The organism is Stenotrophomonas maltophilia group sp. Smal13, from assembly GCF_030236855.1.
In the GTDB taxonomy this organism is placed as follows: domain Bacteria; phylum Pseudomonadota; class Gammaproteobacteria; order Xanthomonadales; family Xanthomonadaceae; genus Stenotrophomonas; species Stenotrophomonas maltophilia_A.
Map to the genome: position 1 here is coordinate 25,467 of NZ_JASJSQ010000002.1, position 23,015 is coordinate 48,481.

General features: G+C 66.0%; 26 protein-coding genes. 8 read left to right on the forward strand and 18 right to left on the reverse strand.

The features are described 5' to 3' along the window. Window positions 1–2: 2 nt before the first annotated feature. From QRO95_RS01330 to QRO95_RS01390, 13 genes are all read right to left on the reverse strand, one after another. The gene (locus QRO95_RS01330; RefSeq protein ID WP_004350617.1) at window positions 3–953 is read right to left on the reverse strand and encodes a TIGR03756 family integrating conjugative element protein; all 951 of its coding nucleotides are present in this window, start codon (window positions 951–953) and stop codon (window positions 3–5) included. Beyond that, window positions 950–1,396 carry a TIGR03757 family integrating conjugative element protein gene (locus QRO95_RS01335; protein WP_004350615.1) on the reverse strand — a complete coding sequence of 149 codons (447 nt, stop codon included), beginning with the start codon at window positions 1,394–1,396 and terminating at the stop codon, window positions 950–952. The genes QRO95_RS01330 and QRO95_RS01335 overlap by 4 nt, the downstream gene beginning before the upstream one ends. Before the next feature lie 164 nt (window positions 1,397–1,560). Further along, a complete protein-coding gene (gene radC, locus QRO95_RS01340) occupies window positions 1,561–2,055 on the reverse strand; it encodes a DNA repair protein RadC (protein WP_003149760.1) in 495 nt (164 codons plus the stop codon). 175 nt (window positions 2,056–2,230) lie between these two features. Next, window positions 2,231–2,995: a thioredoxin domain-containing protein gene (locus QRO95_RS01345; RefSeq protein ID WP_003149757.1), complete on the reverse strand. Its 765-nt coding sequence runs from the start codon at window positions 2,993–2,995 to the stop codon at window positions 2,231–2,233. A gap of 24 nt (window positions 2,996–3,019) precedes the next feature. Continuing rightward, window positions 3,020–5,911, reverse strand: coding sequence for a conjugative transfer ATPase (locus tag QRO95_RS01350; RefSeq protein WP_011516996.1), 2,892 nt, complete (start codon window positions 5,909–5,911; stop codon window positions 3,020–3,022). Continuing rightward, window positions 5,911–6,351, reverse strand: coding sequence for a TIGR03751 family conjugal transfer lipoprotein (locus QRO95_RS01355; RefSeq protein WP_003149753.1), 441 nt, complete (start codon window positions 6,349–6,351; stop codon window positions 5,911–5,913). The genes QRO95_RS01350 and QRO95_RS01355 overlap by 1 nt, the downstream gene beginning before the upstream one ends. After that, the gene (locus QRO95_RS01360; protein WP_004350605.1) at window positions 6,332–7,750 is read right to left on the reverse strand and encodes a TIGR03752 family integrating conjugative element protein; all 1,419 of its coding nucleotides are present in this window, start codon (window positions 7,748–7,750) and stop codon (window positions 6,332–6,334) included. The genes QRO95_RS01355 and QRO95_RS01360 overlap by 20 nt, the downstream gene beginning before the upstream one ends. After that, window positions 7,740–8,651, reverse strand: a complete 912-nt coding sequence (locus QRO95_RS01365) for a TIGR03749 family integrating conjugative element protein (protein WP_004350604.1) — start codon at window positions 8,649–8,651, stop codon at window positions 7,740–7,742. Before QRO95_RS01365 ends, QRO95_RS01360 begins: the two co-directional genes overlap by 11 nt. Next, on the reverse strand, window positions 8,648–9,340 hold the full coding sequence (locus tag QRO95_RS01370; protein WP_004350603.1) for a PFL_4703 family integrating conjugative element protein: 693 nt from the start codon (window positions 9,338–9,340) through the stop codon (window positions 8,648–8,650). Before QRO95_RS01370 ends, QRO95_RS01365 begins: the two co-directional genes overlap by 4 nt. Further along, window positions 9,337–9,735, reverse strand: a complete 399-nt coding sequence (locus tag QRO95_RS01375) for a TIGR03750 family conjugal transfer protein (protein WP_003153632.1) — start codon at window positions 9,733–9,735, stop codon at window positions 9,337–9,339. The genes QRO95_RS01370 and QRO95_RS01375 overlap by 4 nt, the downstream gene beginning before the upstream one ends. Window positions 9,736–9,747: 12 nt before the next feature. Beyond that, window positions 9,748–10,107, reverse strand: coding sequence for a TIGR03745 family integrating conjugative element membrane protein (locus QRO95_RS01380; RefSeq protein WP_003153634.1), 360 nt, complete (start codon window positions 10,105–10,107; stop codon window positions 9,748–9,750). A 16-nt stretch (window positions 10,108–10,123) separates the two neighbouring features. Next, a complete protein-coding gene (locus QRO95_RS01385; RefSeq protein WP_003050225.1) occupies window positions 10,124–10,357 on the reverse strand; it encodes a TIGR03758 family integrating conjugative element protein in 234 nt (77 codons plus the stop codon). Continuing rightward, entirely contained in the window at window positions 10,354–10,737 is a 384-nt protein-coding gene (locus QRO95_RS01390; RefSeq protein ID WP_003090167.1) for an RAQPRD family integrative conjugative element protein, read from the reverse strand. Before QRO95_RS01390 ends, QRO95_RS01385 begins: the two co-directional genes overlap by 4 nt. 203 nt (window positions 10,738–10,940) lie before the next feature. Here QRO95_RS01390 and QRO95_RS01395 point away from each other — a divergent pair, with 203 nt between their 5' ends. Genes QRO95_RS01395 through QRO95_RS01430 form a run of 8 tightly spaced genes read left to right on the forward strand, consistent with a single transcriptional unit; the run spans window position 10,941 to window position 18,179 of the window. Further along, a complete protein-coding gene (locus tag QRO95_RS01395; protein WP_003050245.1) occupies window positions 10,941–11,411 on the forward strand; it encodes a helix-turn-helix domain-containing protein in 471 nt (156 codons plus the stop codon). Beyond that, on the forward strand, window positions 11,408–11,983 hold the full coding sequence (locus tag QRO95_RS01400; RefSeq protein WP_003153636.1) for a PIN domain-containing protein: 576 nt from the start codon (window positions 11,408–11,410) through the stop codon (window positions 11,981–11,983). Before QRO95_RS01395 ends, QRO95_RS01400 begins: the two co-directional genes overlap by 4 nt. Before the next feature lie 17 nt (window positions 11,984–12,000). Continuing rightward, window positions 12,001–12,915: an AAA family ATPase gene (locus QRO95_RS01405; protein WP_003050256.1), complete on the forward strand. Its 915-nt coding sequence runs from the start codon at window positions 12,001–12,003 to the stop codon at window positions 12,913–12,915. Then, window positions 12,912–13,382, forward strand: coding sequence for a type III CBASS phage resistance system CD-NTase-associated protein Cap8 (gene cap8 / locus QRO95_RS01410; protein ID WP_003153638.1), 471 nt, complete (start codon window positions 12,912–12,914; stop codon window positions 13,380–13,382). Before QRO95_RS01405 ends, cap8 begins: the two co-directional genes overlap by 4 nt. Next, a complete protein-coding gene (gene cap7, locus QRO95_RS01415; RefSeq protein WP_003090159.1) occupies window positions 13,379–13,879 on the forward strand; it encodes a type III CBASS phage resistance system CD-NTase-associated protein Cap7 in 501 nt (166 codons plus the stop codon). Before cap8 ends, cap7 begins: the two co-directional genes overlap by 4 nt. Then, complete coding sequence (locus QRO95_RS01420; RefSeq protein WP_003153640.1) at window positions 13,879–14,781, forward strand: CBASS oligonucleotide cyclase; 903 nt, start codon at window positions 13,879–13,881, stop codon at window positions 14,779–14,781. Before cap7 ends, QRO95_RS01420 begins: the two co-directional genes overlap by 1 nt. Window positions 14,782–14,819: 38 nt before the next feature. Then, entirely contained in the window at window positions 14,820–15,545 is a 726-nt protein-coding gene (gene nucC, locus QRO95_RS01425; RefSeq protein ID WP_003050273.1) for a CBASS effector endonuclease NucC, read from the forward strand. A 9-nt stretch (window positions 15,546–15,554) separates the two neighbouring features. Continuing rightward, window positions 15,555–18,179 (forward strand): AAA family ATPase, encoded by a 2,625-nt coding sequence (locus QRO95_RS01430; RefSeq protein WP_003153642.1) that lies wholly within the window; start codon window positions 15,555–15,557, stop codon window positions 18,177–18,179. A gap of 40 nt (window positions 18,180–18,219) precedes the next feature. On the opposite strand, the gene QRO95_RS01435 is transcribed toward QRO95_RS01430, so the two are convergent. The 5 genes from QRO95_RS01435 to QRO95_RS01455 are packed head-to-tail and all read right to left on the reverse strand — an operon-like array spanning window position 18,220 to window position 23,014. Beyond that, window positions 18,220–18,969, reverse strand: a complete 750-nt coding sequence (locus QRO95_RS01435; RefSeq protein ID WP_003153644.1) for a TIGR03747 family integrating conjugative element membrane protein — start codon at window positions 18,967–18,969, stop codon at window positions 18,220–18,222. Further along, complete coding sequence (traD, locus tag QRO95_RS01440) at window positions 18,966–21,155, reverse strand: type IV conjugative transfer system coupling protein TraD (RefSeq protein WP_004350569.1); 2,190 nt, start codon at window positions 21,153–21,155, stop codon at window positions 18,966–18,968. The genes QRO95_RS01435 and traD overlap by 4 nt, the downstream gene beginning before the upstream one ends. 4 nt (window positions 21,156–21,159) lie before the next feature. Then, on the reverse strand, window positions 21,160–21,708 hold the full coding sequence (locus tag QRO95_RS01445; RefSeq protein ID WP_285301525.1) for an integrating conjugative element protein: 549 nt from the start codon (window positions 21,706–21,708) through the stop codon (window positions 21,160–21,162). Further along, window positions 21,705–22,295, reverse strand: coding sequence for a transglycosylase SLT domain-containing protein (locus QRO95_RS01450; protein WP_003109780.1), 591 nt, complete (start codon window positions 22,293–22,295; stop codon window positions 21,705–21,707). Before QRO95_RS01450 ends, QRO95_RS01445 begins: the two co-directional genes overlap by 4 nt. Next, window positions 22,277–23,014 carry a TIGR03759 family integrating conjugative element protein gene (locus QRO95_RS01455; protein WP_003098886.1) on the reverse strand — a complete coding sequence of 246 codons (738 nt, stop codon included), beginning with the start codon at window positions 23,012–23,014 and terminating at the stop codon, window positions 22,277–22,279. Before QRO95_RS01455 ends, QRO95_RS01450 begins: the two co-directional genes overlap by 19 nt. Window position 23,015: the final 1 nt, after the last annotated feature.

Genomic DNA, 23,015 nt, shown 5'->3' on the forward strand with positions numbered 1-23,015 from the left:
CCTCAGAGGAAATCGACGCTGCCGAGGAACACCTGGCCCCGGCGTTCGCAGCACGCATACGGACGCCACAGCGCCCACGCGTAGTCGCCTTGCTGGGCTTGGGTCAGCGTGCCGCTGTGGGGGAACACCACGCAGGTGTTCGACAGGCGCGGCGTCAGTTCCTGCCACTTGCCGGTCGAGGCATCACCTTCCATCAGCGCGCCGGCCGGCCAGTAGCCATCACGCGCGTTGGCGAGCAGCGGCTGGTACACGTGCAACTGCCCGCGCCGCGTGACGACGTCACCGGCGCGCTGAGCCACGACCGCCCCGGATTTGTGGTCGTCGGTCTGGTGCAGGAAGCCGCCGCGCGGATAGACATTGCCCCAGAGGTTCATCGTGGTGCGCGCACCGACCTCGCGCCGGCCCGGGATCAGCGCCTCCGGGTAGGCCATCTCGGGCACGTTGTAGCGCCAGGCCAGCGTGTCCAAGGTGCTGAGCAGATACGGCATGAAGGCCGTTCCCGCGCCTTGGCAAAAATAGCCCGAGGACGAGGCGAACTGGTTGAACACCTCGCCGCCGGGATGGCCGATGACATCGGCGTTCTTGAATTTGGCGAGGTTGTTTTCGTGGTCTTCGTTGGTGGTGCCGTCGCCGCCTGCCTGGGCCGAGGCGTTCGGCATGCTCATCGCTCGCACTTCGACCCAGGGGTTCTCTCCGGTGTTGCTGTAGCTGGAGACGACCGCATCGGGGACGTAGTGCCGGACCTTGGTGGACGTGCGCACCGAGCAGCCGCCATAGGTGCAATACAGCCAGTAGCAGATGCCCACCACCCGGTACTCCAGGCAGTCCGGCGACATGACGGAGGACACGATGGTGACGGTGTTCAGGGCGTAGCTGCCCGTGGCGCTGACCAGCAGCAGCGAGGCCACGGCGACGCGCAGGCGGCGCAGCAGGTCGAATGGGCGATAGGTCACGGTTGCCTCCTCCGGTGCTGCTCGATGCAGGACACGGCCCGGGCCACGTCAGGCTCGCCATAGACCACATAGCGTTGGTCCACCACGACGGCCGGGATGGTCGTGACACCCAAACTCCATGCGTCGGTGATGCCCTGGTAGGCGGTGCCAATGCGGCGCTGAAGGTCGGTGCCGCCTTGGTTCAGGCGTTGCCGGACGATGGCTGCTGCGCGCTCGGGGTCGGCTGGCAGATCTGCGGAAAGCTCTGCTTCGAGCCCGGATGCCCGGTCCAGCTCGATCAGCCGCTCGCCGCCCATGGTCTTGACCGGGTGGCGGCTGTCGGTGACGACCACCACGTCGGCGGCGAACGCGGCCGGGCTGAATGCCGCGAACGACGCCGGCAGCACGATGGCCAGGCCAAGGGTTCGCCAGCCTGGTGCGAACCGGGTAAAAGCTCCTGGCATGTCTTGCACCCCGGAAGTTGATCAGGGCCATAGTCAAACGCCGAACCCCATGCGGCCCCAACAAACAATGCGCATCGCGGCCACCCCGCATACCTGCTTGTGTCGCCGCGCAGAAAAATGCGGAGGCCGAAGCCTCCGCGCTGATCAACGAAGCAGTACAACCCTTACAGCAGGCCGGACTCCGCAAAGGAGAACGGGGCACCCTGGCCGACGATGATGTGGTCCAGTACCCGCACATCGATGAGCGCCAGCGCGGCCTGCAGTTGCTGGGTCAGCATGCGATCCGCGCTCGACGGCTCGGAAATGCCCGAGGGGTGCTGGTGCGCGAAGACCACCGCGGCCGCATTCAACTGCAGAACACGCTGCACAACGACACGCGGATAGACCGAAGTCGCGTTGATCGTGCCCCTGAACAGCGGCTCGTAGGCCAGTACCTGGTGCATGCTGTCCAGGAACACAGCGACGAATATTTCGTTGGGCTCGGCCACCAGCTTCACGCGCAGGTAGTCGCGCACGGCCGTGGGGTCGAGGAGTTTCGGACCCGCTTTGAAAACCCGCTTCTCCAGCAGCGCAATGGCTTGCTGGATGATCCAGTCCTCGTGCTGGGCAGCGATGGCGGAAAGCGACTCCAGGCAGGAGTCATTGACGACGAAAGACATGGCGAACCTCCAAATGGTGAGATCGGAGGGCGCGCGCCCGGGGAGGGCAAGCCCTCCTGGGGAACGAACAAGGTGCATCCATCACCGCGGTGGCGGTGATCGTTCGCGGCCAGGATGCGAGGCGAACGGGTTGCGGTCAGCGCAGCGGACTGCGCCGTAGCCTTGAAGACCGGGGCTACCTGGGCATGTCGCCGACGACGTCGGCAGGCATTTCCGATGTGGGTATGGCGGCGGGATCGCCGGCCGCGAGCATGTCCATGGCCGACAGCAAGGCATCGCCCTCGATCGGGCCCTGCAGCAGGATCGCCTTGCCGGTTTCGCGATCGTGCAGCCGCAGCGATGGCGTGGCGATCACGCCGCTGTTCGTGGCTTCCGCCGTCTGGGCGCGGATCGGTGCATCGGGCCGCTCGCTCGCCAGACACTGCTCGATCGCTGGAGTGAGGTCGGGGTAGCGCAGCCCTTCAGGCAAGCCCTGGCCGTCGCTCCGCGTGTGGGCATAGACCCATTCGACGGCCTGCCAAAAGGCGGCATGGCTGCCGGCTTCGCCCGCGCATTCCGCCAGGCGCGCTTCGGCGGACGCGGCTGGCTCATGCGCGGCCAACGGCAGGTGGTGCCATTGCAAGGTCACGTCCGCATTGCCGGCCACCCAACGCTTGAGCACTGGAAAATAGGACCGGCAGAACGGGCATTCGAGGTCCGCGTAGAGCGTCAGCGTGAAACGCCCTTCCGGATTGCCCATCTGCCACGGAGGCCCAGCCACCTGCGTGTCGCTGACTGGCGCCGAAGTCTGAGGTGTGGACCCGCCTGGCGAACGTGACACGAGCCAGATCAGCAGCAGCGCAACCAGCACCGCGGCCAATGCCCAGGGCCAGCGGAACTGCCAGCGCCGACGACGGAACGCCTGGACCTGCATCGGAATGGATGGGCGTTTCTGTTCCATGGCGTTCTCCGGTGTACGGCAGATTCAGGGCAGGTCCAGGGCCGGCGACTCGATGCCGCGTGCCCGGTCGATCTTCTCGGCCACCTTGAAGGCGGCATCCAACTCGCTGACGCCGTGCTGCTGCATGAGCTGGTAGCGCTCGGCCTTCTCTTCGGGTTCGGTCTGCGCGAGCGCGAGATACAGGCTCGGCGGCACGGCGCGGAAGAGCACCTCCATGCTCTTGGAGAGGATGACGCCCTCGGTGAACTTGCCCGCTTCCTTGCGTGCCGAGAGCATCAGCGCTTTCTGCGCTTGGCTCAGTTCGCGGAACCGCGCGATCTTCTCCACTTCATCGGGGGGCATCGACAGGCAGATCCACCACTCGATCATGTTGAGCATCGGCTCCGCGGCGCGCGGTAGGTCGTCAATATTTTGTGTAGCTAGCCAGTACCAGGCCCCCAGCTTGCGCCACATTTTTGTAATTTTCACGGTATACGGCGCGAGCAGCGGGTTCTTGGTGATCACGTGGCCTTCGTCGGTCACGTTGATGATCGGGCGGCCGAGATACTGGTCACGCTCCGCGATGTTGTTCACCGTGCTGATGAGGCTGATGTACGCGATCGAGAGCTGCGCGTTGTAGCCCTCGCGGGCGTAGGTCGCCAGATCGACCAGCGTGATGTCGGCCTCGGGCCACGGCGTGCCGTCGCGGTCGAACATCTCGCCGTCCGTGCCTTGGCAGAACATGTCCATCGCGTCCGCCATCTCCAGCAGCCGCACGCGCCGCATCTCGGGCAACGTCGGGTCCTGGCCGCGGGTGCGCAGCGCATTGCGCACATCGCGCGTGAGCACAGTGCGCTTCTCTGCCACGCAATGTTCGGCCGCGTCGAGGATGCACTGGCGGATCAGCGAGCGGTCGGCCCGCGTCATCCGCGCTTCTTCCTTGTCTTCGCCGCCCGTGATCATCAGCCGTGCCGTGATCTCCAGCTCGCCCAGCACGTCGCGCTGCTCGTCCGCCTCCATGGCCGAGGCATCCGGTGGCAGGTCTTCGTCCAGTGCATCGGCATCGAGCGTCTGCACGTCGCTGGGCGTTTCGATCAGCCGGCGTGCGTCGGCGAACGGCGCCAGGCTGATGCCCGAGCCGGGTGCCAGCTTGACCCGGTTCACGGTCAGCCCCAGGCGCCTGGCGAAGTCGCTGAACAAGCCGAAGCTGTTGCCGGCTTCCACGATGAAGAGGCGCGGCCGATAGATCGCGGTGACCTGGTTCAGCAGGTTGTTGAGCGTGGCGCTCTTGCCCGAGCCCGTGGGACCGAACAGGAACAGATGGGCATTCATCTGCCGATCCAACCTGTTCAAGGGGTCAAACGTAATCGGGCCGCCTCCGCGATTGAACATCGTGATGCCGGGGTGCCCCGTGCCCTGGGCGCGGCCCCACACCGGCGACAGGTTCGCCGCGTGCTGGGCGAACATCAGTTGCGTGTACCACCGGCGCCGGTCCTTGCCGGGGTTGTAGCAGCACGGCAGCCAGCGCAGGTAGCTGTTGAGCGGCGCCACCTCGTCGTCCTCGCGCACCGGCTGCAGGCCGGCGTTGAGCATCACGTTCGCGAGGTCCAGGCCGCGCCGATCCAGTTCCGCCTCGTCGCGCCCGCGTAGGTAGAACGCCAGAGTGCCCCGGTAGAGCTTGTGCGCGCTGCCGATCAGGGAGCGGGCTTCATGCACGTCCTTGAGCGTCTGCTCCGACGCCAGCGTCTCGCCCACAGCTTTCTTCGCCAGATGGTTGAGGTCCGATTCGAGGACGTCCTGCGGCGTGGCCACCATGGTGAGACACATCAAGGTGTCCTCGGGCATCTGATCGAATAGCGTGTTGATCGCGTCTCCCTTGCGGGTCTCGCCGGTCAGGTGCCCGGTGCCGGGCGGCATGCGCAGCCGGTCGGTGATCAGCACGCGGTGCGGCATGCCGTCGAAGTACCAGGCCCCTTGCGCCACGTCCGAGCGCGGCTGCCCAAAGAACAGCCGCTGGCTGAAATCCCGCCCGCTCGCCAACTCGATCTCGCCGGCCTCGCTTTCCTCGGTACTGTCCGGATAGCGCGCCAACGCGTAGAAGCGCTCCCGGTCCTCCACCCCAGGGCCGAGCAGCGTGGGGCGCGGGTTGAACCATCGCAGCAGCCAGTCGTGAACGTCCGCTGCAACCATGCGCCGGGCCTGGATGCCGGCGTTCGCCAGGCCGCCGCATAGGCGGTCGCAGACGATGCCCAGCATCTGCTCGGGTGTCTGGCCGCGGCGGTTTGCCTGTCCCTGTCCGCTCGCGCGGCGGTACACCACCATGCGCACACGCCGCGTCTGCCCGCGCCAGCGCAGCCGCGTAACCACCGTGTCCTCGAACAGGCCGCCGGGCTTGGCCACAGCGCGCAGGTGGTGGCCGAAGAAGCGCAAGTAGAACTCGGTGAACGCCGAGCCGCGCGCACGTGGCTGCACGTAATCGCGCAAGGTCTGCATGTACTGGTCGAAGCTCGGTTCGTCCTGGGCATAGAGCTGGAGCACCCACGGGTTCTCGTCCAGTTCATCGAAACTGTCCTGAAGCGCGTTTTCCAGGGCGTCGCGGGCATGCGCGAGCCAGCCGGGTTCCCGGCCTTCGGTGCCCAGCGGCACCAGTTCGTAGAACGCCGCCACCGATTGGCCATCCTCCAGGAGCATCGATTTCGACCCGGGCAAGAACTCCACCCAGGGCAGCAGTTCCACGAAGGACGGCGCAACGTCGTACAGCGCCTGCTCGTCGGCCACGGTCGCTGGCTTGCGGCCGTGGACTGCCGAACCGGGTTCGGGGATGCCGGCCTGGCGCAAGGCCTCGACGTGGCGCTGCCAGCTGTCCGGCTGCTCATCGCTAGCCGGGCTACTGGAGCCGGCGCCGGCCAGCTTCGGCCATGGGAGTTTCCACCGCATCAGTAGTCCTCCACGCGCTCGCCCGGCATCGCGTACTGGATGCGCTGGTAGAGCGGGAAGACGGTCGTGTAGCCGGGCACCGGCACGGGATCGGTGCCGGCCAGATGCGGGTACACGTACATCACGAGATCGGGATTGGGCAGGCGCTGGAACTGGCGGTGGACCTCATTGCGCGCGGTGCGCGTGTAGCGCATCTGCTCGACAGGTGCGGCCTGCACGTCGGCGTCGGTCAGGGGCCGACGCAGGCTCTGGCGCGCATCGAGCAGCTGGCGGCCGGCGTTCCGTCCGGCTGCGCCACCGCCGTCGCCGGCCTCCTGCTGCCAGATGTCCATCATCGTGCGGTCACCGTGGGTCAGCAGCTTTTCCTTGCTGGTGGCGCAGCCGCCGAGCACCGCGACGGCGAGGGCCAGCACCAGGCCCTTAATCGAGTTCGAGAGCATGGCTTTCTCCTGCGCGGTGATCGACCTTGCGGCCTTCGGGATCGAAGTCGATGGCGAGCGGTTTTTCGAGGTGGACGGCGACCTTGGCGCCGGGCTGCACATAGACGGCGGCGAACGCCTGGCCGTAGAGCTTGTTGACCCAGGCCGACATGTCCCGGACACCGCCCGCGAGAATCTGGCCGACCGCTTCCTGGCCGGTGATGCCCACGGTGCCGATGGAGCCGTCCGAGCCGACATAGGACATGCGGCCGCTGTCGCTCTCGATGAGCGAGGCCACGCCGGCACCGGCCGCGGTGATCAGGGCCTGCGAGCCGAGGTACTGCTGGGCGTTGCTGCGCCGCTCGCCGCTGACGCAGGGGATGCCGTGCGGGTCGCTGATCCAGCCCAAGCCGTCGCGTTGCTGGTTGTTCTGCTGGTTGCCCTCGCGGTCTTCGGGGATCGTGCGGATCGTGCCGTCGTTGAAGACGAACGTGATGCTGCGCACCTGGCCGCGCACGCACGAAAGCGTCCAGTCGCCCGATGCGGTGCCGCTGAACACGGCGCCGGCCACGTCGGGAATGTCGATGCCATTGGCGGTCAGGTTGTCCGGCCCGACCAGGACTTTGAACGGATAGGGATCGTTGACCGTGCCGTCGATCGGCACGCGGCCGATCAGCGCGGTCATGGCGACCGAACCCATGAGCGTGGAGTTGGTCGGCACGGTATAGACCGGCTTGGCACTCTTGACCCCAGAGGCGCGGGCGCCCGCGTTGGCCACGGTTTCCGCGGTGGTTTCGAGCGTGCTCTGCGCCGGGCCGAAGCTCGTGGGGAAGCTCATTCCGCCGCTCGCGCCACGACCGCCGTTGCGCCCCTCGGCGGGCTTTGCGTCGTCCGGCTCGACCCACCGCACGCCGCCCTCCATGCCGGCCTCGTCGCCGCCCTGCAGCCCCAGGCCCACGGGCAGGTCCGCATGGCCGCCGCCGCGCCCGCCGATGCTGTCCAGGCGCCGCTGCAGGTCGGCGAGCAGCCCTTCGGTCTGCTGGCGCGCGCTGGCCGCCTGCTCCTGGTCGCGGCGCAGGTTGGACCGCTCGGATTCGAGCGCCGAGTTGATGCGCTGGTCGATGGAGTTCTCGCGCTGGCGCAGTCGCTGGTTCTCTTCACGCTGCGACTTGTTGTCCGAGAGCGCGGTCTGAAGCTCGGTGCGCAACTGCTTCACTTGGGCAACGAGCGTCGCCACGGTGTCGCGCGGGGTGTCGCCTTCGATGCCCAGCGCCTTCATTTCCTCGGGCGTGAGCTGGGCGCCGTTGTCCGCCGCGGGTGGCGCCGTGCTGCCTCCACCCGAGAACAGCCGGATACCGACGAACAGCACCAGGATGGCGACAGGGATCATCAGCCACTTGAGCAGGCCGTTACTGCGCATGGCGGGCCTCCTTGGCGTTCTCGTCGCCGTCCGGCTGCGGCAGATGCACGGCAGGGTCGAAGCGGTGAATCGCCGGCAGCAGCGACTGCGCGAGGCCGCGGCCGCCCGTGACCAGGTAGAGGACGGTCGTGTCCTCGGGCGTGCCGCGCGGGCCCAGCGCCTCGTGCTGGAAGGTGGCGGTGAGGAAATCGCCTTGCAGCACGCGCGGGTCGAGCGCGACCCAGTCGGCGCCGGTGTTGGTAAGGCGCACGGCAGTCACCCATTGGTCTTCCAGGCGCCACGACGCGAGCGCGACCGCGCGCACCGGCAGCGTTGGCATCAGTGTGTCCAGGTCGAGGTCGCGGGGCAGGTTGACCCGCATGACGCCCGGAAGCGGCTCGACGGTGCGCAGCGGTGCGTAGAGGTTCTGCGCGGCGAAGCGCGTCAGCACGACAGGGACCGGAGTTTCGCGCCGCGCGGTCCGCGCACCTGCCTGGCCCTGGGCGCGTGCCGGGGCCTCGGCACTGTCGGCCTGCTCGCCATAGCGTCCCGGTGCGCTGTCACCCTCGACGATGCGCACCGGCTCCAGCTCGGCTTCCCCGTCCTTGGGCGGTTCGGCTGCGATGTCCAGCAGGATCAGCGCGCCCGTGTCGGCGTCCTGCAGTTGCAACCGCGTGGGCTCGATCGGCTCGCTGGCGCGCAGGTACACCGCGCCACCCGCACTCTGCACGCGCAGGCGTTCGCCCACGCCCGCGGGCACGCCCACGCGCACGTTCCGGTCGATGAACACGATGCGTTCCTGACCGACCTTCAGCGGCACTGCCAGTGGCATGCGTTCCCAACGCAGGATCTCCACCGCCTGGGCGACGGGTGCCGCGGCCACGGCCAGTAGCCCCAGCAGCGCGAGTACAGGATGCTTCATGGGGTGTTTCCTCCTTGAGGCGCTTGCGGAGACAGGCCACTCGACGCCGGGCGCGCCGGCTCCGGTGCACTGATGCGCTGGGGCGCGCCTTCGTAGCAGTCCAGCGCCAGGCCGAACGGGTTGCGGGCGGGATCGACGTCCACCCGCGTGACCTTGATCGGATAACGCACCAGGGCGCGCTTGACCTGCTCGGCGCCGTAGTACTCGTCCGCCGTGATGTCCAGCGTCACCACCCAGTCGCGATCGGACACGGTGCGCACGCGCGCCGTGGGGTCGTCGCCATAGCCGCGGCCGGGAATCTCGTAGATGCCGCGCACGCGCTGGCGTAGCTCGCCGGTGGAGCGGCGGTAGTCGTAGTCCGCGCGAAGGAAGGCCTGGCAGGACGGGGTGAGGTACGGCGAGAGCGTGTGGAGGTTGCGCGAGTAGTCTTCTTCGCCATTGGTCGGCCAGCGGTTCAGCGTCTGGAACACGTAGAACGTGAACGCATAGACCGATTCGGGCGGCACTTCCCACCACTTGCGGGTACTGCCAGAGCGCAGGTCGGGCGGGACGTGGATGGTCAGGTCGCGCGGCGCGCTCCACCAGCCGCCGCCCATGACCAGGGCGACAATGACCAGCGCGCCCGCGCCCAGGCGCAAGGTCTTGATGTGCGCCTGCAGGTGGGCGATCTCGTTCTTGAAGCGACTCATCGCATGCTCCTGCGGGTGGACCAGAAGCCCGAGCGCGAGATCAGCACGTGGCCGCCCACCCAGCCGGCCATCAGCGGATGGCCCGTTGCGATGCGCCACTGCAACTGCCGATAAAGCCAGGTGTCGGGGCGCCCACGCTTGAGGCGGCGCAGGATGCCGCCGCCGATGAACACGCCCAAGGCCACGCCCAGGACAACGAACGTCGGTGCGATGGCGATCGTGCGGAACACCCACGAAAGCGGCGCGCCGACCAGCAGGCCGGCGGCGCCGGACAGGCCGCAGCAGATCCACAGCTCGTCGGCGGTGAGGCCGCGCACGACAACGGGATGGCGGTTGAGCCGGTGCGGAAGGAACGTGACCGTCCCGTCCGCACGGACGTGCTGCTGCTCGGACATACCGGCCTCGCCTTACAGGATGCCCGTGGCTTCGGTGAGCAGCCAGATGCCGATCACGAGCAACACGGCGCCGATGGCGACCGTGAGGCCGAATTGGCCCCACGTCTTGCGGCCGGTGTGGATCTCCGCGTAGGTTCCGTAGGCGTGGTAGCAGACGCCGATGAACATCGACGCCACCACCAGCAGGGCCACGAGCATGATGATGTCGTAGCCGTAGTTGCGGATCGTCTCCATGATGCCGTTGCCGGTGCCGCGCGTCGGGTTCTCCAACTGCGGCAGGCCTTGCGCGAACGACAGCGCGGGCAGCGCGGCGGCGCCCAGGGCCATGGCGGCGCGCTGGGCGAGACGGGAAGTGAGGATGCGGTTGTGCATGGTCGGGCCTTTCAGGTCAGGACAGAAGGAAGAAACTCAGGACGAGGTACATCGCGACGAAGCGGATGCAGACGCCGAGGAACTGGCGCTGGTTGAGGCGGCTCTCGGACCACCCCACGTAGGCCGTTCGGATGGCCCAGACGCCCCACACGAGCAGGACCGCGAACACGACGCCGACCAGGACGGTCGCCATTGCGGAAGGCGCGATGCCGCTGTTGGCTTGAAATGCCGAGACCTGGGCGCCGTTCATTGCTTGCCCCCCGCAGTCGTCGCCGGCAGCGGCTCGGCCGCCCGCTCGGTGCGGTAGTCGCCGGCCAGTTCGGAGGGGTCGCGCGGCTGAGCGCGCGATGGCGTCAGGTGAAACTGGATGCCGGCGCGAACGCGCGCCAGGTCAGCCAGCAGCCGCGGGTAGTCGAAGTGGTAGCGCTCGCCCGGCTGGATGGGGGCATGCGCGGCGCTGTCCGCGACGGTGCGCTCCAGCGCGTCGAGCTGGCGCAGTGCGGCGACCAGCTCCTGGCGCTGTGCCGGAGACTCGGCCAAGGCCATCTGGGACTGACCCAGCAGGAGGGCCGTCACGAGAAAAGTGGGCACGCCGCGATGCGCGGCGCGCAGCCAGATCGAAGCCACCATCGCGCCATTCCTGTGTGATCAGCAATGGGGTGATCGTGGAGATCAGGGCTGTTTTAGGCCGCAAACAATAGGAACTGGCGGACGACCGGATTGGGCATACCGCGAGCGAACCTACAAAAGCCCGGGTGGAGTTTCGATTATTGCGTTTTTCGAGTGTTTCGAATATGATCGGCTCTGCAACCGTTTTCGCTTAGGAGCTACCCATGACCACCGCCACTGCCCAATCCAAGATGACCCTTCCCGCCGCGGGAGAGGTTAAGGCAGCCGTCCAGGGTCAACGTGCCTTGGCGGCTTACCTCGCAACCCAGTTCGAGACGCAGCACATCCAGATCTTTGATGACCACAAACAGGCTCATCAGGTGGAACTGCCTACCTCGGCTTTACGCCTGCTGGTCGACATCCTGGCCGAGTTGGCCGATGGCAATGCAGTAAAGGTGGTGCCCGTCCATGCAGAGCTGACGACCCAAGAGGCGGCGGACTTGCTCAACGTGTCCCGTCCCCATTTCGTCAAGCTGCTAGAAGATGGGGTGTTGGCATTTCATCGCACCGGCAAGCACCGCAGGGTGAGGTTCGCCGATCTGATGCAGTACAAGGAAGCGCGCGAGCGCGCCAGTGAGCAGGCGATGGCCGAACTCGCTCAGCAGTCGCAAGAGTTGGGAATGGGATACGAATGAGGCATTCCCCATTCACCGCCGTCTACGACGCGTGCGTTCTATATCCCGCGCCACTGCGGGATTTCCTGATGTGGCTCGGCCTGTCTGGCCGCTTCCGGGCGCGGTGGAGCCAAGCCATTCATGAGGAGTGGAAACGCAATCTGTTGATCAACCGCCCCGATCTCACCCGGGTTCAGGTCGACAGGACGTCGGATCTCATGGACAGGGCCATTCCGGACGGCTTGGTGGAGGGCTACGAAGCGCTCGTGGCAGGCCTGACATTACCCGATCCGAACGATCGGCACGTCCTGGCTGCGGCGATTCGCTGCGGTGCGAGCGTGATTGTGACGTTCAACGAACGTGATTTCCCGAACGATCTGCTGGCTCCGTACGGCATCGAATCGCAGCACCCCGATGAGTTTGTGGACAACCTGCTGGATCTGGATGCGGCCGCCGTAGTGTCGGCTGCGCAGCGCCAGCGTGCCCAACTCAAGCATCCGCCGATCGATGTGGACCGCTATCTCGAAATCCTGCTGCGCCAAGGCCTTGTGCAAACGACCAAGGTGCTGGCGACCTATCGCACCATTCTCTGACCCGCCGAGAGCCACGGATGACCAAGAATCCTTCATCAGACGCCACTTTGCCGAAAGGCATCCATCGAAGCTGGAAGCTGCCGGATAAGTCGCTGGGTGACTTGTGGGATTCGATCGTGATGGACGAAGCCATCAAAAAACAGTTGCTGTCACAAGCGATCGTCAACTTCACGGTGCGCCCCAAGGTGGAGCGCACGGTACTCCCCCTGCACGGCGTGATCTTGTTGGTCGGCCCGCCGGGGACTGGGAAGACCTCCTTGGCACGGGGCTTGGCGCATCGTGTGGCCGAATCTTTTTCTTCTGCGAAGTTTCGATTGCTGGAAGTGGAGCCTCACACGCTGACGAGCTCTGCAATGGGAAAGACTCAACGCGCCGTGGCAGACCTGTTCTCGCAATCGATCGCAGAATCCGCAGCGGCGGGCCCGACGATCGTCCTTCTGGACGAGGTCGAAACGCTTGCGGCTGATCGAGCGAAGCTCAGCCTGGAAGCCAACCCGGTTGATGTGCACCGGGCCACCGACGCGGTGTTGGTGCAGTTGGACATGTTGGCCGAACGCAACCCGCATCTGCTGTTCGTGGCCACCAGCAACTTCCCACAGGCCGTCGACAGTGCCTTCCTATCTCGTTGCGACATGGTGATGGAGGTGCCACTGCCCGGCAAGGATGCCTGCAAGCAGATCCTAGTGGACTGCCTGAATGGCCTGGCAAAGACATTTCCGGGGATTGGCAAGCTTTCCTCGGCTCACCAGTTCGACGCGTGCGCTGGCGAGTGCGTCGGATTGGATGGTCGGGCCATTCGCAAGGTCGTAGCCAACGCCCTCGCGGCCGACCCGCAAGTGGCTATCGATCCGAACAAGCTTTCCGTAGAGCACTTGCGCAGTGCGATACGACAGGCAAAGCAAATGCGCCTTCAAGGAGGGAAGCAAAAATGACCACCGTTGTCAGCCGGACGTTTCGCAGCTCGCCGCACCGCGATGCGTTGCAGACATGGGATGCCATTGTCGAACTGCTCACTCAGGGCAAGGACGGCACGGCTCGCTCTGAACTCAGGGCCGTGACGGGCGTGGCCGCCAGCTTGATCGCCGACCAGGCACCCAAGAGCGCGCCCATCGTTGCGACATGCGATGGACCACGGACCAGGATCTACTGCCTCTTCGACGAAGACGCGATCTATGGTGATGATGCCAACGAAGAAGTCTTGGGGTTCGAGCCGTTGAAGGGAGACTGGGGAGTCTCGCTGCCGTGTCCGAAGGAGCAGCTCGGCTGGGTGCAAAGCGCGCTCAAAAAGCACAGTTCTCGCATCATTGCACGGGACTTGAGCCAAGGAATTGCCACGCAGGCGCAGGCCGATGCTGGGCAAGCGCTGTCGCTCGACCTCGGAGGTTTCCTCAAGTCATGAGCACCGTCGCCACCTACTCGTACACGCACTCGGTTACCTATGTGACCGACAACATCCTCAAGAGCTTGAAAGACATCATCCTGCTCAGTGGGCTGGACCCTGAGCACTTTGCGGATCGCTGGGAGAGCAATACCCGAGCCATCAAGACGTGGCTCGGGACCGGTGATCTGCGCAAGGTGATTCTGGAGATCTACAACCCGGCAACCGACAAGCTCGTGACCCGATGGGATATCGACATCGTGTATGGGTGGTCCGATGGCGACGGCAGCTTCTGGACAGATACCGAGCAGTTGAAGTACGCGATCAAGAAAGCTGGGCTGCTGCCATCGCAGGCCAAGTACAAGTTAATGCTCGATACAAAGCCAGGGCGACCTGATGTGGAGGGATGGAGCAAAGGAAGTTATCGCTCGACGGATGGAATGGTCAAGCAGAGCCTAGGCTCGACTGTCGAACACAGCGGCCTGGCGGGTCAGGCCGGATATTGGAGGCAACGCTGATGCTGTCGATCGATGAAGCTTTTCGCAAGTTCAAGTCGCGTCTGGAACTCAACGAACGCGAACAGAAGAATGCCTCGCAACGCCAGAACGAAGTGCGGGACTACCTGCAGACCAAGTTCGGCATTGCGCGCAGCTTCCTGACCGGTTCCTATGCTCGATACACGAAGACGAAGCCGCTCAAGGATATCGACATCTTCTTCGTGCTGAAGGACTCGGAGAAGCATTACCACGGCAAGGCCGCATCGGTAGTGCTGGATGATTTCCACTCTGCATTGGTGGAGAAATACGGTTCGGCGGCCGTGCGCAAACAGGCGCGCTCGATCAACGTGGATTTCGGTGTTCACATCGACGCGGAGGACAACACGGACTACCGGGTGGTCAGCGTGGATGCGGTGCCCGCATTCGATACCGGCGACCAGTATGAGATCCCCGATACGGCGTCCGGAAAGTGGATCAAGACGGACCCGGAGATCCATAAGGACAAGGCGACCGCAGCGCACCAAGCCTATGGCAATGAGTGGAAAGGTCTCGTGCGCATGGTGAAGTACTGGAACAACAATCCCAAGCACGGCGATCTGAAGCCGGTGAAGCCCTCGTTCCTGATCGAGGTAATGGCCCTTGAGTGTCTTTACGGCGGCTGGGGAGGATCGTTCGATCGCGAGATCCAGTCGTTCTTTGCCACGCTTGCCGATCGAGTTCATGACGAGTGGCCGGATCCCGCCGGACTTGGCCCGGCGATCAGCAACGATATGGATGCCGCGCGCAAGCAGCGCGCGCAGCAGCTGCTGTTCCAGGCGAGCCAAGACGCAAGCATCGCCATCGACCACGCGCGTCGTGGTCGCAATATCGAAGCGCTTCGCGCCTGGCGCGCACTGTTTGGCCCCAAGTTCCCACTGTCCTGATTCCATCGGCTTCCATACACGTCCCATCGAGGTACAGCATGTCCCAGTGGTCGCTTTCCCAGCTCCTGTCGTCCCTGCATGAGGACATCCAGCAGCGCTTGTCCGTAGTACGCAAGACCTTCGGTCACCCGGGTACGAAGGGGGATGCGAGCGAGAACGTCTGGATCGACATGCTGGATACCTATCTGCCCAAACGGTACCAGGCGGCCAAGGCGCATGTGGTGGACAGCCTGGGGAACTTCAGCCAGCAGATCGATGTGGTGGTGTTTGATCGGCAATATTCGCCTTTTATCTTCACCTACGAGAACGAGACGATCATTCCAGCCGAAAGCGTGTACGCCGTTTTCGAGGCCAAGCAGACGGCTGACGCGGGGCTTGTGGCCTATGCCCAGGAGAAGGTCGCCAGTGTGCGCAGGCTGCACCGCACGAGCCTGCCGATCCCGCACGCTGGCGGGACCTACCCAGCGAAGCCGTTGATTCCGATTCTGGGTGGCTTGCTCACCTTCGAGAGCGAATGGAGTCCTGCATTGGGTCCATCCATGGACAAGGCGCTGAACGCAAACCTCACCGAGGGGCGTCTGGACATCGGATGCGTTGCCGCCCACGGGCACTTTTTCTATGACCAAGCCAGCGGCGCGTACAGCTACACCAACGAAAACAAGCCGGCGACCGCGTTTCTTTTCAAGCTGATCGCGCAGCTTCAGTTCAGTGGAACGGTCCCCATGATCGATGTGGAGGCTTACGGTCAGTGGTTGACCAAGTGAGGGGGCGCTGTGGCAAGCATACGTTCGGAGTACCACCGGTTCCTGGCGCACTTGGCGCAGCGGCACGTGCACGACGACGTGCGCCGGCTGGCGCACCTGGTGCTCGATCACCTGCAGCCACTGGCCGAGGTCGGTGCTGCACGCCGGGGGCGCTCCACGCGCTTGGCGCCGCTGGCCATCGCGCATCTGGCGCAGATGCCTGTCGCCTACGACGGGGACGCGCGCGGCCCCGAAAACGGGCCGGCGCTCGGGCGACTGCACCAGCTCGAAGTCGGGCCGTTTCGAGGATTCATGCGGCAGGAGACGTTCGACCTCAGCCATGACATCACCTTGGTCTACGGTGCCAACGGCACCGGCAAGAGCAGCTTCTGCGAAGCCTTGGAAGTGGCGATGCTCGGTTCGATCAGCGAAGCGCAGGCCAAGCGGGTCGACCAGCGGACGTACTGCAACAACGCTCGCCTGCGCCGCCACGTCGCGCCAGTCCTGTCGTCTACGGCGGCGGGCGAAGCGCAGGCCGTCCAGCCCGACGAAGCTGAGTATCGCTTCTGCTTCATCGAGAAGAACCGCCTCGACGATTTCGCCCGAATCGCCGCGCGGACCCCGAGCGATCAGCGCCAGCTCATCGCCACCCTGTTCGGCGTGGACCAGTTCAGCGAGTTCGTGCGCGGCTTCAACCCCTCGCTCGATCAGGACCTGATGCTTGCCGGCGTGCAGGCGGCGCAGCTGGCGCAGCGTCGCCTGCGGTTGGCGAACTCCGAACAGACCATCGCCGCCTACCCGCAGAAGATCGCAGCGGTCGAGGGCCTGGAACAAGCTTTGGCGCAGCGCATGTCACCTGGCGCGACCTATCAAGCCTGCGTGGACTGGCTGCTGGGTACGCCGCAGCAGCAAGGACGGCTACCGTATGTCCAGGCTCAGCTGGACGCCAACCCGCCTGCCATTCACGAGGTGACCCAGGCCCGCCTGCAAGCGTTGCTGGCAGAGGCCTACCGCGTCCAGGGACTGTGGCAAGCGTCTTCCGCGCAACTCGCGGCCCGCGCGGGCGAGGTGTCGTACGCGAAGCTCTACGAGGCCGTGCAAGCGTTGGCGGACGGGGCGACCGCGTGTCCGGCATGTGGAACCGGACTGGCCGCTGTGGCACAGGACCCGTTCGCCAGGGCGCGAATGGGCCTGGAGCAGCTCGCGCAACTGGCCGTCCTGCAGCAGCAAGAGGCCGGGCATCGGACGCAGTTGAGCGAGGCGGTCCGAGCGCTGTGGGACGAAATGCGCCGCGTGGTGGCGGCGGCTGGGGTCGCTTGTCCTGCCGAATCGCAGGCCGCGGGCCTGCCACTGCTGCCTCCCACGTCGGCGGGCAATTGGCTCGGCGGCTGGGTGAATGGGGACCAGCGCGCCTGGCAAGCCCTCTTACGGATCGCACAGATCATCGAAGGCTTCGACGCGCAGGCGCGCGACGTGCATGCCCAGCGCGGCGCGATGGCCCAGGAGCGGGACCGCCTGCAACAGCATCAGCTGGAGATCGAACGGCTGCGGACCATGCGCACGACTGCGGATCAGGAGCTGGCGGCCGCCCGCCAAACCGTGGCCCAATTCGACGACGCGAACCGCGGCCTGATCCAGGCGGCCACGGACGAAATGCCGGTGGTGGTGCACCATCAGCGGGTCAAGGCCGCCTACGACGGCTTCCTACCCGAGATTCAGGCATACCTGACCGCTCTGCCGGGGGTTCTGCTACAGGGGCTGGGAGACCAAGCCCGCCATCTCTACAACGCATTCAACCGGGCCGATCCGCCCGGCGATCTGCTGCACGCGCTGTGGTTGCCCGTGGCCGAGAACGGCAAGATCGAGGTGGAGTTCGCCGGCGAGCCGGGCGTGCGCTACGACGCGTTGATCGTCTTCAGCGAAGGGCACATCAAATGCTTGGGTCTGGCGATTCTGCTTGCCAAGAACCTCGCGCAGGGCTGCCCCGTGGTCATCTTCGATGACGTCGTCAATGCGATAGACGACGACCATCGCGATGGCATCTGGCGTACCTTCTTCGAGGACGGTTTGCTCCACGGCAAGCAGGTTATCCTCACCTCGCACGCAGAGGAGTTCCTGCACCGCATCCAGCAGGAGTTGGGCGTGCGCCGCGCCGCGGCCATCAAGCGCTACAAGTTTCTCCCGCATCAGGGAGAGCACGAACTGCGGGTCGACAGCGACCCGCCAGCGAAGAACTATGTTCTTCTGGCCCAGCAGGCGTTGGCGGCTGACGAGAAACGCGAGGCACTGCGCCAGGCCCGGCCGGCGCTGGAGAGTCTGACGGACCGCCTGTGGACGTGGCTGGGTCGGCGGGCGGACGGCCGGATCGACATCAAGCTGAGCGGGCCCCGCGCGCCTTGGGAGCTGAACAATAAATGCACCAAGTTGCGGTCGGCCGTCGAGCGTATCGCGGCGCAACATGCGGGTGCGCCGGATGCCGTAGGGGCGTTGGTCAGGCTGCTCAATGTCAGCGGTACGAGTATTGAATGGGGTTACCTCAATAGCGGTGTGCACGACGCTCAGCGCGATCATGAGTTCGATCGGGCGACGGTAAGAACGGTCGTCGAGGCGGTTACGGCGTTGGATGCTGCTCTTGATACCCTGCAGAACCGATGAACGGCACACGGCTTTGCAGAGCAGTGCCGCCCGTGTCACCTCATAAGTACTTCTTGAAGCTGCCTGCGGTCAGGCTGACTGCCATCCCCAGCAACGCCGCGCTGGGCAGCAGGATGACCAGAGGATGCACCGCTATGGGCAGTGCGAGATAGGTGACCCAAGGCAGCACGGCCAACGGCATCAGGCTGGCCTTCGCGCGGTGGTAGATGAAGCCGGATTCGCGGCCCGCGCCGAACCGGCGCACATCCCGTCGCACCAGGCCGTCGATCAGGCCGACGAATGCTGCAGTGAGGATCAGCGGCAGCGTGAGTACCAGGACCAGCAGGCGCACCAGGAAGGTGAGCGTCGTGAAGGCCGCAGCGATCAGGTAGCTTTCGGCCCAGACATAGACTTGGCTGATGTAGTAGCGGAAGTTGCGGCTCTGCCCGTGGCTGGCCGCGCGGGCGCGCTCGGCGGTCTGGCTCATGCGCTCCAGCAACCCCGAGCGCACGAACACCCACTCGTACCCGGTATCCACCAGCTCGTGCGCCGTGCGCCCGGGCTCCTGCACCACCACGCTGCGCGTGAAGTGGTTGGACAGGTGCCCGAGTTCGTACTGCAGCATCTGCTGGGAGTGGCGCCAGCCCTGGTCCTTCCAGAACAGGTGCATGCCGACGCACTCCACCACGATCGAGAACAGCAGCGAGCCGATGAGCACCCCGAGCAGCCGGAACGGCAAGGTGATGGTGCCGACGATCAGCCCCTGGCGCTGGTTCTGCTCCCGCTGCGCGGTCGAGGCGGCATCCTTCATGGTGCGGCCTCGCCGGTGCTGTCGTCGGCGCCGGTGGCCACCGCGTCAGGCTCGGCTGGAGCGGCGTCATCCAGCAGGTCGTCGGGCAAGGCTGCATGCGGCAAGGCTGCGGAACTGGTGAACTCCCACCACTGCGTGGCCTCGCTGTAGCTCTGGCGCATATACCCGGCCAGTTGCTGCAAGTCCGTCGGCATCACTTCATCGGGGTCTGGCGCCGGAAGCGGCATGCGCACCTTCCAAAGCTGGCCGCCCTGCAGCAGCGCGAAGCATTGGCCCTTGGGCAGACCGACGACGTGTGACGGCTCGATCATCGGCACGCTGGCCATGCTGATGCGGTCCTGGGTGTTCGACGTGAAGTCCGTCGCGCCGCGGATGTCTGAGCTGTCCGTCGCGCCCGAGACGATGGTGGTCGTATAGACCTCGACCTTCGGCAACTGCCTCGTCAGCAGTTCCGCGGTGGCCGTCTCGCGCACGCGCAACATGAATAAATTGTTGAAATTCCCGATCACTTGGCCGGCCTTCGCGCGGTTGCCGATGCGGGCCTCGATGTCCGAAAGCGTTTGCGTGTAGGCGGTGACTTGCAGGCCCGCGCCACCGCCCTTGTTGATGAGCGGAATGAACTCGTCACCCATCAATTCATTGAACTCGTCCGCATGCACGTTGATCGGCACGCGCGCACCAGCCGATGCGCCCGGCAGGCCATCGTCGATTCCGTGCTTGTAGATGTGCCCAGCCACCGAGACGAGATCGCTGAACATCGAGTTGCCGACCGCTGCGGCGACCTCCGCATCGGACAGCGCGTCCAAGCCGACATAGACGACGGCGCGCTTCCTGATCACCTGCATCCAGTCGAAGATCGGGCGCGGGTCGGCCAGGTCGGAGTAGTTCGGCGCCAGGAGCTGGGCGATCTTGCCGCTCGTGAGTTTTTCCAGCAGCGGCAGCAGCGATGCAACGATCTTGTCGAAGTAGGTCTTGTCGTAGCGCACCGCCGAGCGCAGGCCATCGAGCACAGGGTCGTAGTTGCGCGCCTGGGAGAGGTATTGCTCCAGCGCCACCACACGCTTCTCGCGCCCGATCATGTTCCTTGGGATGTTCTTCTCGTTGAGCTTGGCCTCGATCTGGACGATCACCTCCCAGGCCTTGGGCTCCGTCTTGGCAAAGTAGTGCTGGGCGTACTCAATGAACAGCGCGTCGATGTTGATGACGTGGCGCTGGATCAGCATGTAGTCCGGGCGCTGCCCCAGTTCCACCAGGGCGCGGGCGATGATGTTCACGAAGCGCCATGCGAACTCGCGGAACGCCGCGCTGTTGCCTTCGCCGGAGAGCTGCCCCGCGATGCGTGTCGCCACTTCCGAGATCCGACCGAAGCGGCCCACGGCGTTGTAGCGGGCGCTGATTTCCGGCCAGCCCAAGTGGAAGATGTAGAACTCGCCTTCGCGGCCAGCGCGCTGGGCTTCGACGTACATCCGTTTCAAGAGATCGGCATCCCCCTTGGGGTCGATGACGATGACGACCTCATGCTCGCCGGCAGCATTCCTGCGGCGGATGTCCTGCGTGACGAACAACTCGGCCAGGCGCGTCTTGCCCACCCGCGTGGTGCCCAGCACCAGCGAGTGCCCGACGCGCTCGCCCAGCGGCAGGCTGACGTCCACTTCGTCGGGCTCGATGCCGTGCAGCCTTGGCAGGCCGCCGACAGGCGGCAACGGGCGCACGGGGTTGAAAGGCGCGTCCCAGCCGGTGAGCTTCGGCAGGCGCGAGAGCGGCAATGGCGCGAACTCCAGCCGTTCCTCCAGGCGCCTGGTCAGCCGGTAGGCCGGCGTCGGCTCGACGTAGCGGCGGAACTCGGGCCGGTACGTCTGCATCAGCCGATGCGTGTGCTTCTGCTCCCAGAGAAAGCCGCGCCCCACGAATAGGCGCTGCTGGCTGACCGGCACGTCCTTGCTGGTCATCACGTAACGCGGCAGACGGCGGATGTTGCGCCGGTAGCGCAGGATGATGCGGGCATCGCGGTAGCGGATCGCGCCGTAGGCGCCGAACGCCAAGGCGCTGCCGATGCCCATGGCCGGGCTCAGCGCGAGCGACCATGGGGCCACCAGGCACAGAAACGCGGCGCCTGCACACGCCGCGACGGTGTATAGCTCCACCGCTGGGCGTAGCAGAACCTCGACCGGCTGTTTGCCCGACATGGCTTCATTGCTCGATGCCGGTGGCCGTGATCAGCGCCGGGTAGTGCCGCAGGCCCAGGCGATCGGCCAGGTCGTCGCCGGCCACGGGCGCGAGCGGCACGCCCGGCACCAGGGCGCGCAGCCGCGCCAGGCCCTGCGCGGTCTCGACGTTGACGACCAGGCCGACCGCGCCACGTTCGCGCAAAGCGGCGGCGCGGCGCTGCAACCAGGCCCGGGAAGCCTCGGCGTCGCCGATGACCACGAACGGCCGCAGGCCGGGCGCTTCGATCACCCGTCGCGCGACGGTGCCGGGCGTGAGCTTGGCGCTGCGCACCGGCAGCATCGCGGCTTCGTCCGCCCGTGTGGCAGGAACCTGGGGCGTCGGGATGGACGGCCGCGCCGGTGCGTTGGCGCGCGGCTGGAGATTCAGGGCTTCGTAGTACGGCAATGCCGACGTGCCGCCACGGTCCTCGACAACGATCAGTGGCTCGCCGGCACGCGAGGCCAGCGGCAGGCCTGACAGCAGCATGAGTAGGCCCGTGAACGCGAGATGGGCGGGATGGGGTTTCGTCATGGGGAGGTCTCCTGGCGCGCCGCGAGGACCGCGGCGGCTGGTCGCGTGCCCTGCACGCGGGCAAGGTGGCGCGACACGCTGCGCCGATAGCGGGCGGCGGGCTCGCCGCCTGCGGGGCGGTGGTAGCGGCCGATCGCCAGCAGCCAGTCCTCGCCGGGGGTGTGCTGCTCCTTCAGGATCTCGGCGGCAACGGCCAGGTTGCGATACGGATCCAGCAGGTCGCACGCGCCGGTAAAGCGGTGCTTGTGGTAGCCGAGGTTGATCTGGCCCAGGCCCGCATCAATGCGCGTGTGCGGCGTGGCGCGCATCGCCTGCTGCAGGCCAGCGCAGGCGTCGGCGCGCGTGGCGAAGCGGCGCGACTGGCCGGCGACGTTGAGGGACCACGGCCACGGCACCAGGCGCCCGTTGCGCCGGATGCCGCTCTCCTGCAAGGCCACGGCGTAGAGCACGGTCGAGGGGATGCCTGCGCGCTGGGCGGCAAGCTGGTAAGCCGGTGGCGGAACCTCCTGGGCCAGGGCGGCAACGGCATACAGGCCGGCAGTGAGCACCAGTGCGCGCAGGGGCATGGCTACGGCTGGCGCTGCCATTGGCCGTTCACTTCGCGCACGGCGGCGGGCAGATCGCCGGGCAGGCCCAGTGACAGCCAGCGGCCGCCGTCGTGGTTGAGCGTGATGCTGCCGGCGCGCACGCGCGCCGGGTCGATCTGCGCGCGCTTGGCCCAGTCGCGGATGCGCGCGTCATCCTGGCGGCTGCCCACCATGTACAGGTCGAACTCCGCGCCCGAGGATTGCAGGCGCTGCACGAGCTGTCCGCAGGCTGCGCAGCCGTCCTTGACGAACACCGCCATGCGGCCGCTGCCGCGCAAGGGACTGCTGGATGGGCCGGCGCCCGGCTTGTCGTCGGGCAGGTTCACGCGCTGCATCCCCGGATTCAGGCGCTGCCAGGCCTCGTCGTAGGCGCGCTGGTAGGCGAGCAGCTTCTCGACGCGGCGCGCTTCCACCTGCACCTGCAGTTCCGCATAGCGGCGCCGTTCTTCGTCCGTGCGAGCTTCGATGCCCAGGGCGGACAGCGGGTCCAGGTTGGGCGAGTAGATACCCAGCGGCCCATCCATCAGCTCGCGGTAGCGTGCCCATTCTTGTGGCTGCAAGCCCCATTCGGTTGCCACCCGGTCGTCCAGCACGCGGGCGGCCAGCGGGCGCTCCTGGCTCTGTGCGTTGCGCGCCGAGGTCGTTGCGGGCTGCTGCGCCCAGGCGGGCCATTGCGACGACGCCACCAGGACCGCGAAAAGGAGGATCGACGGCTTCATG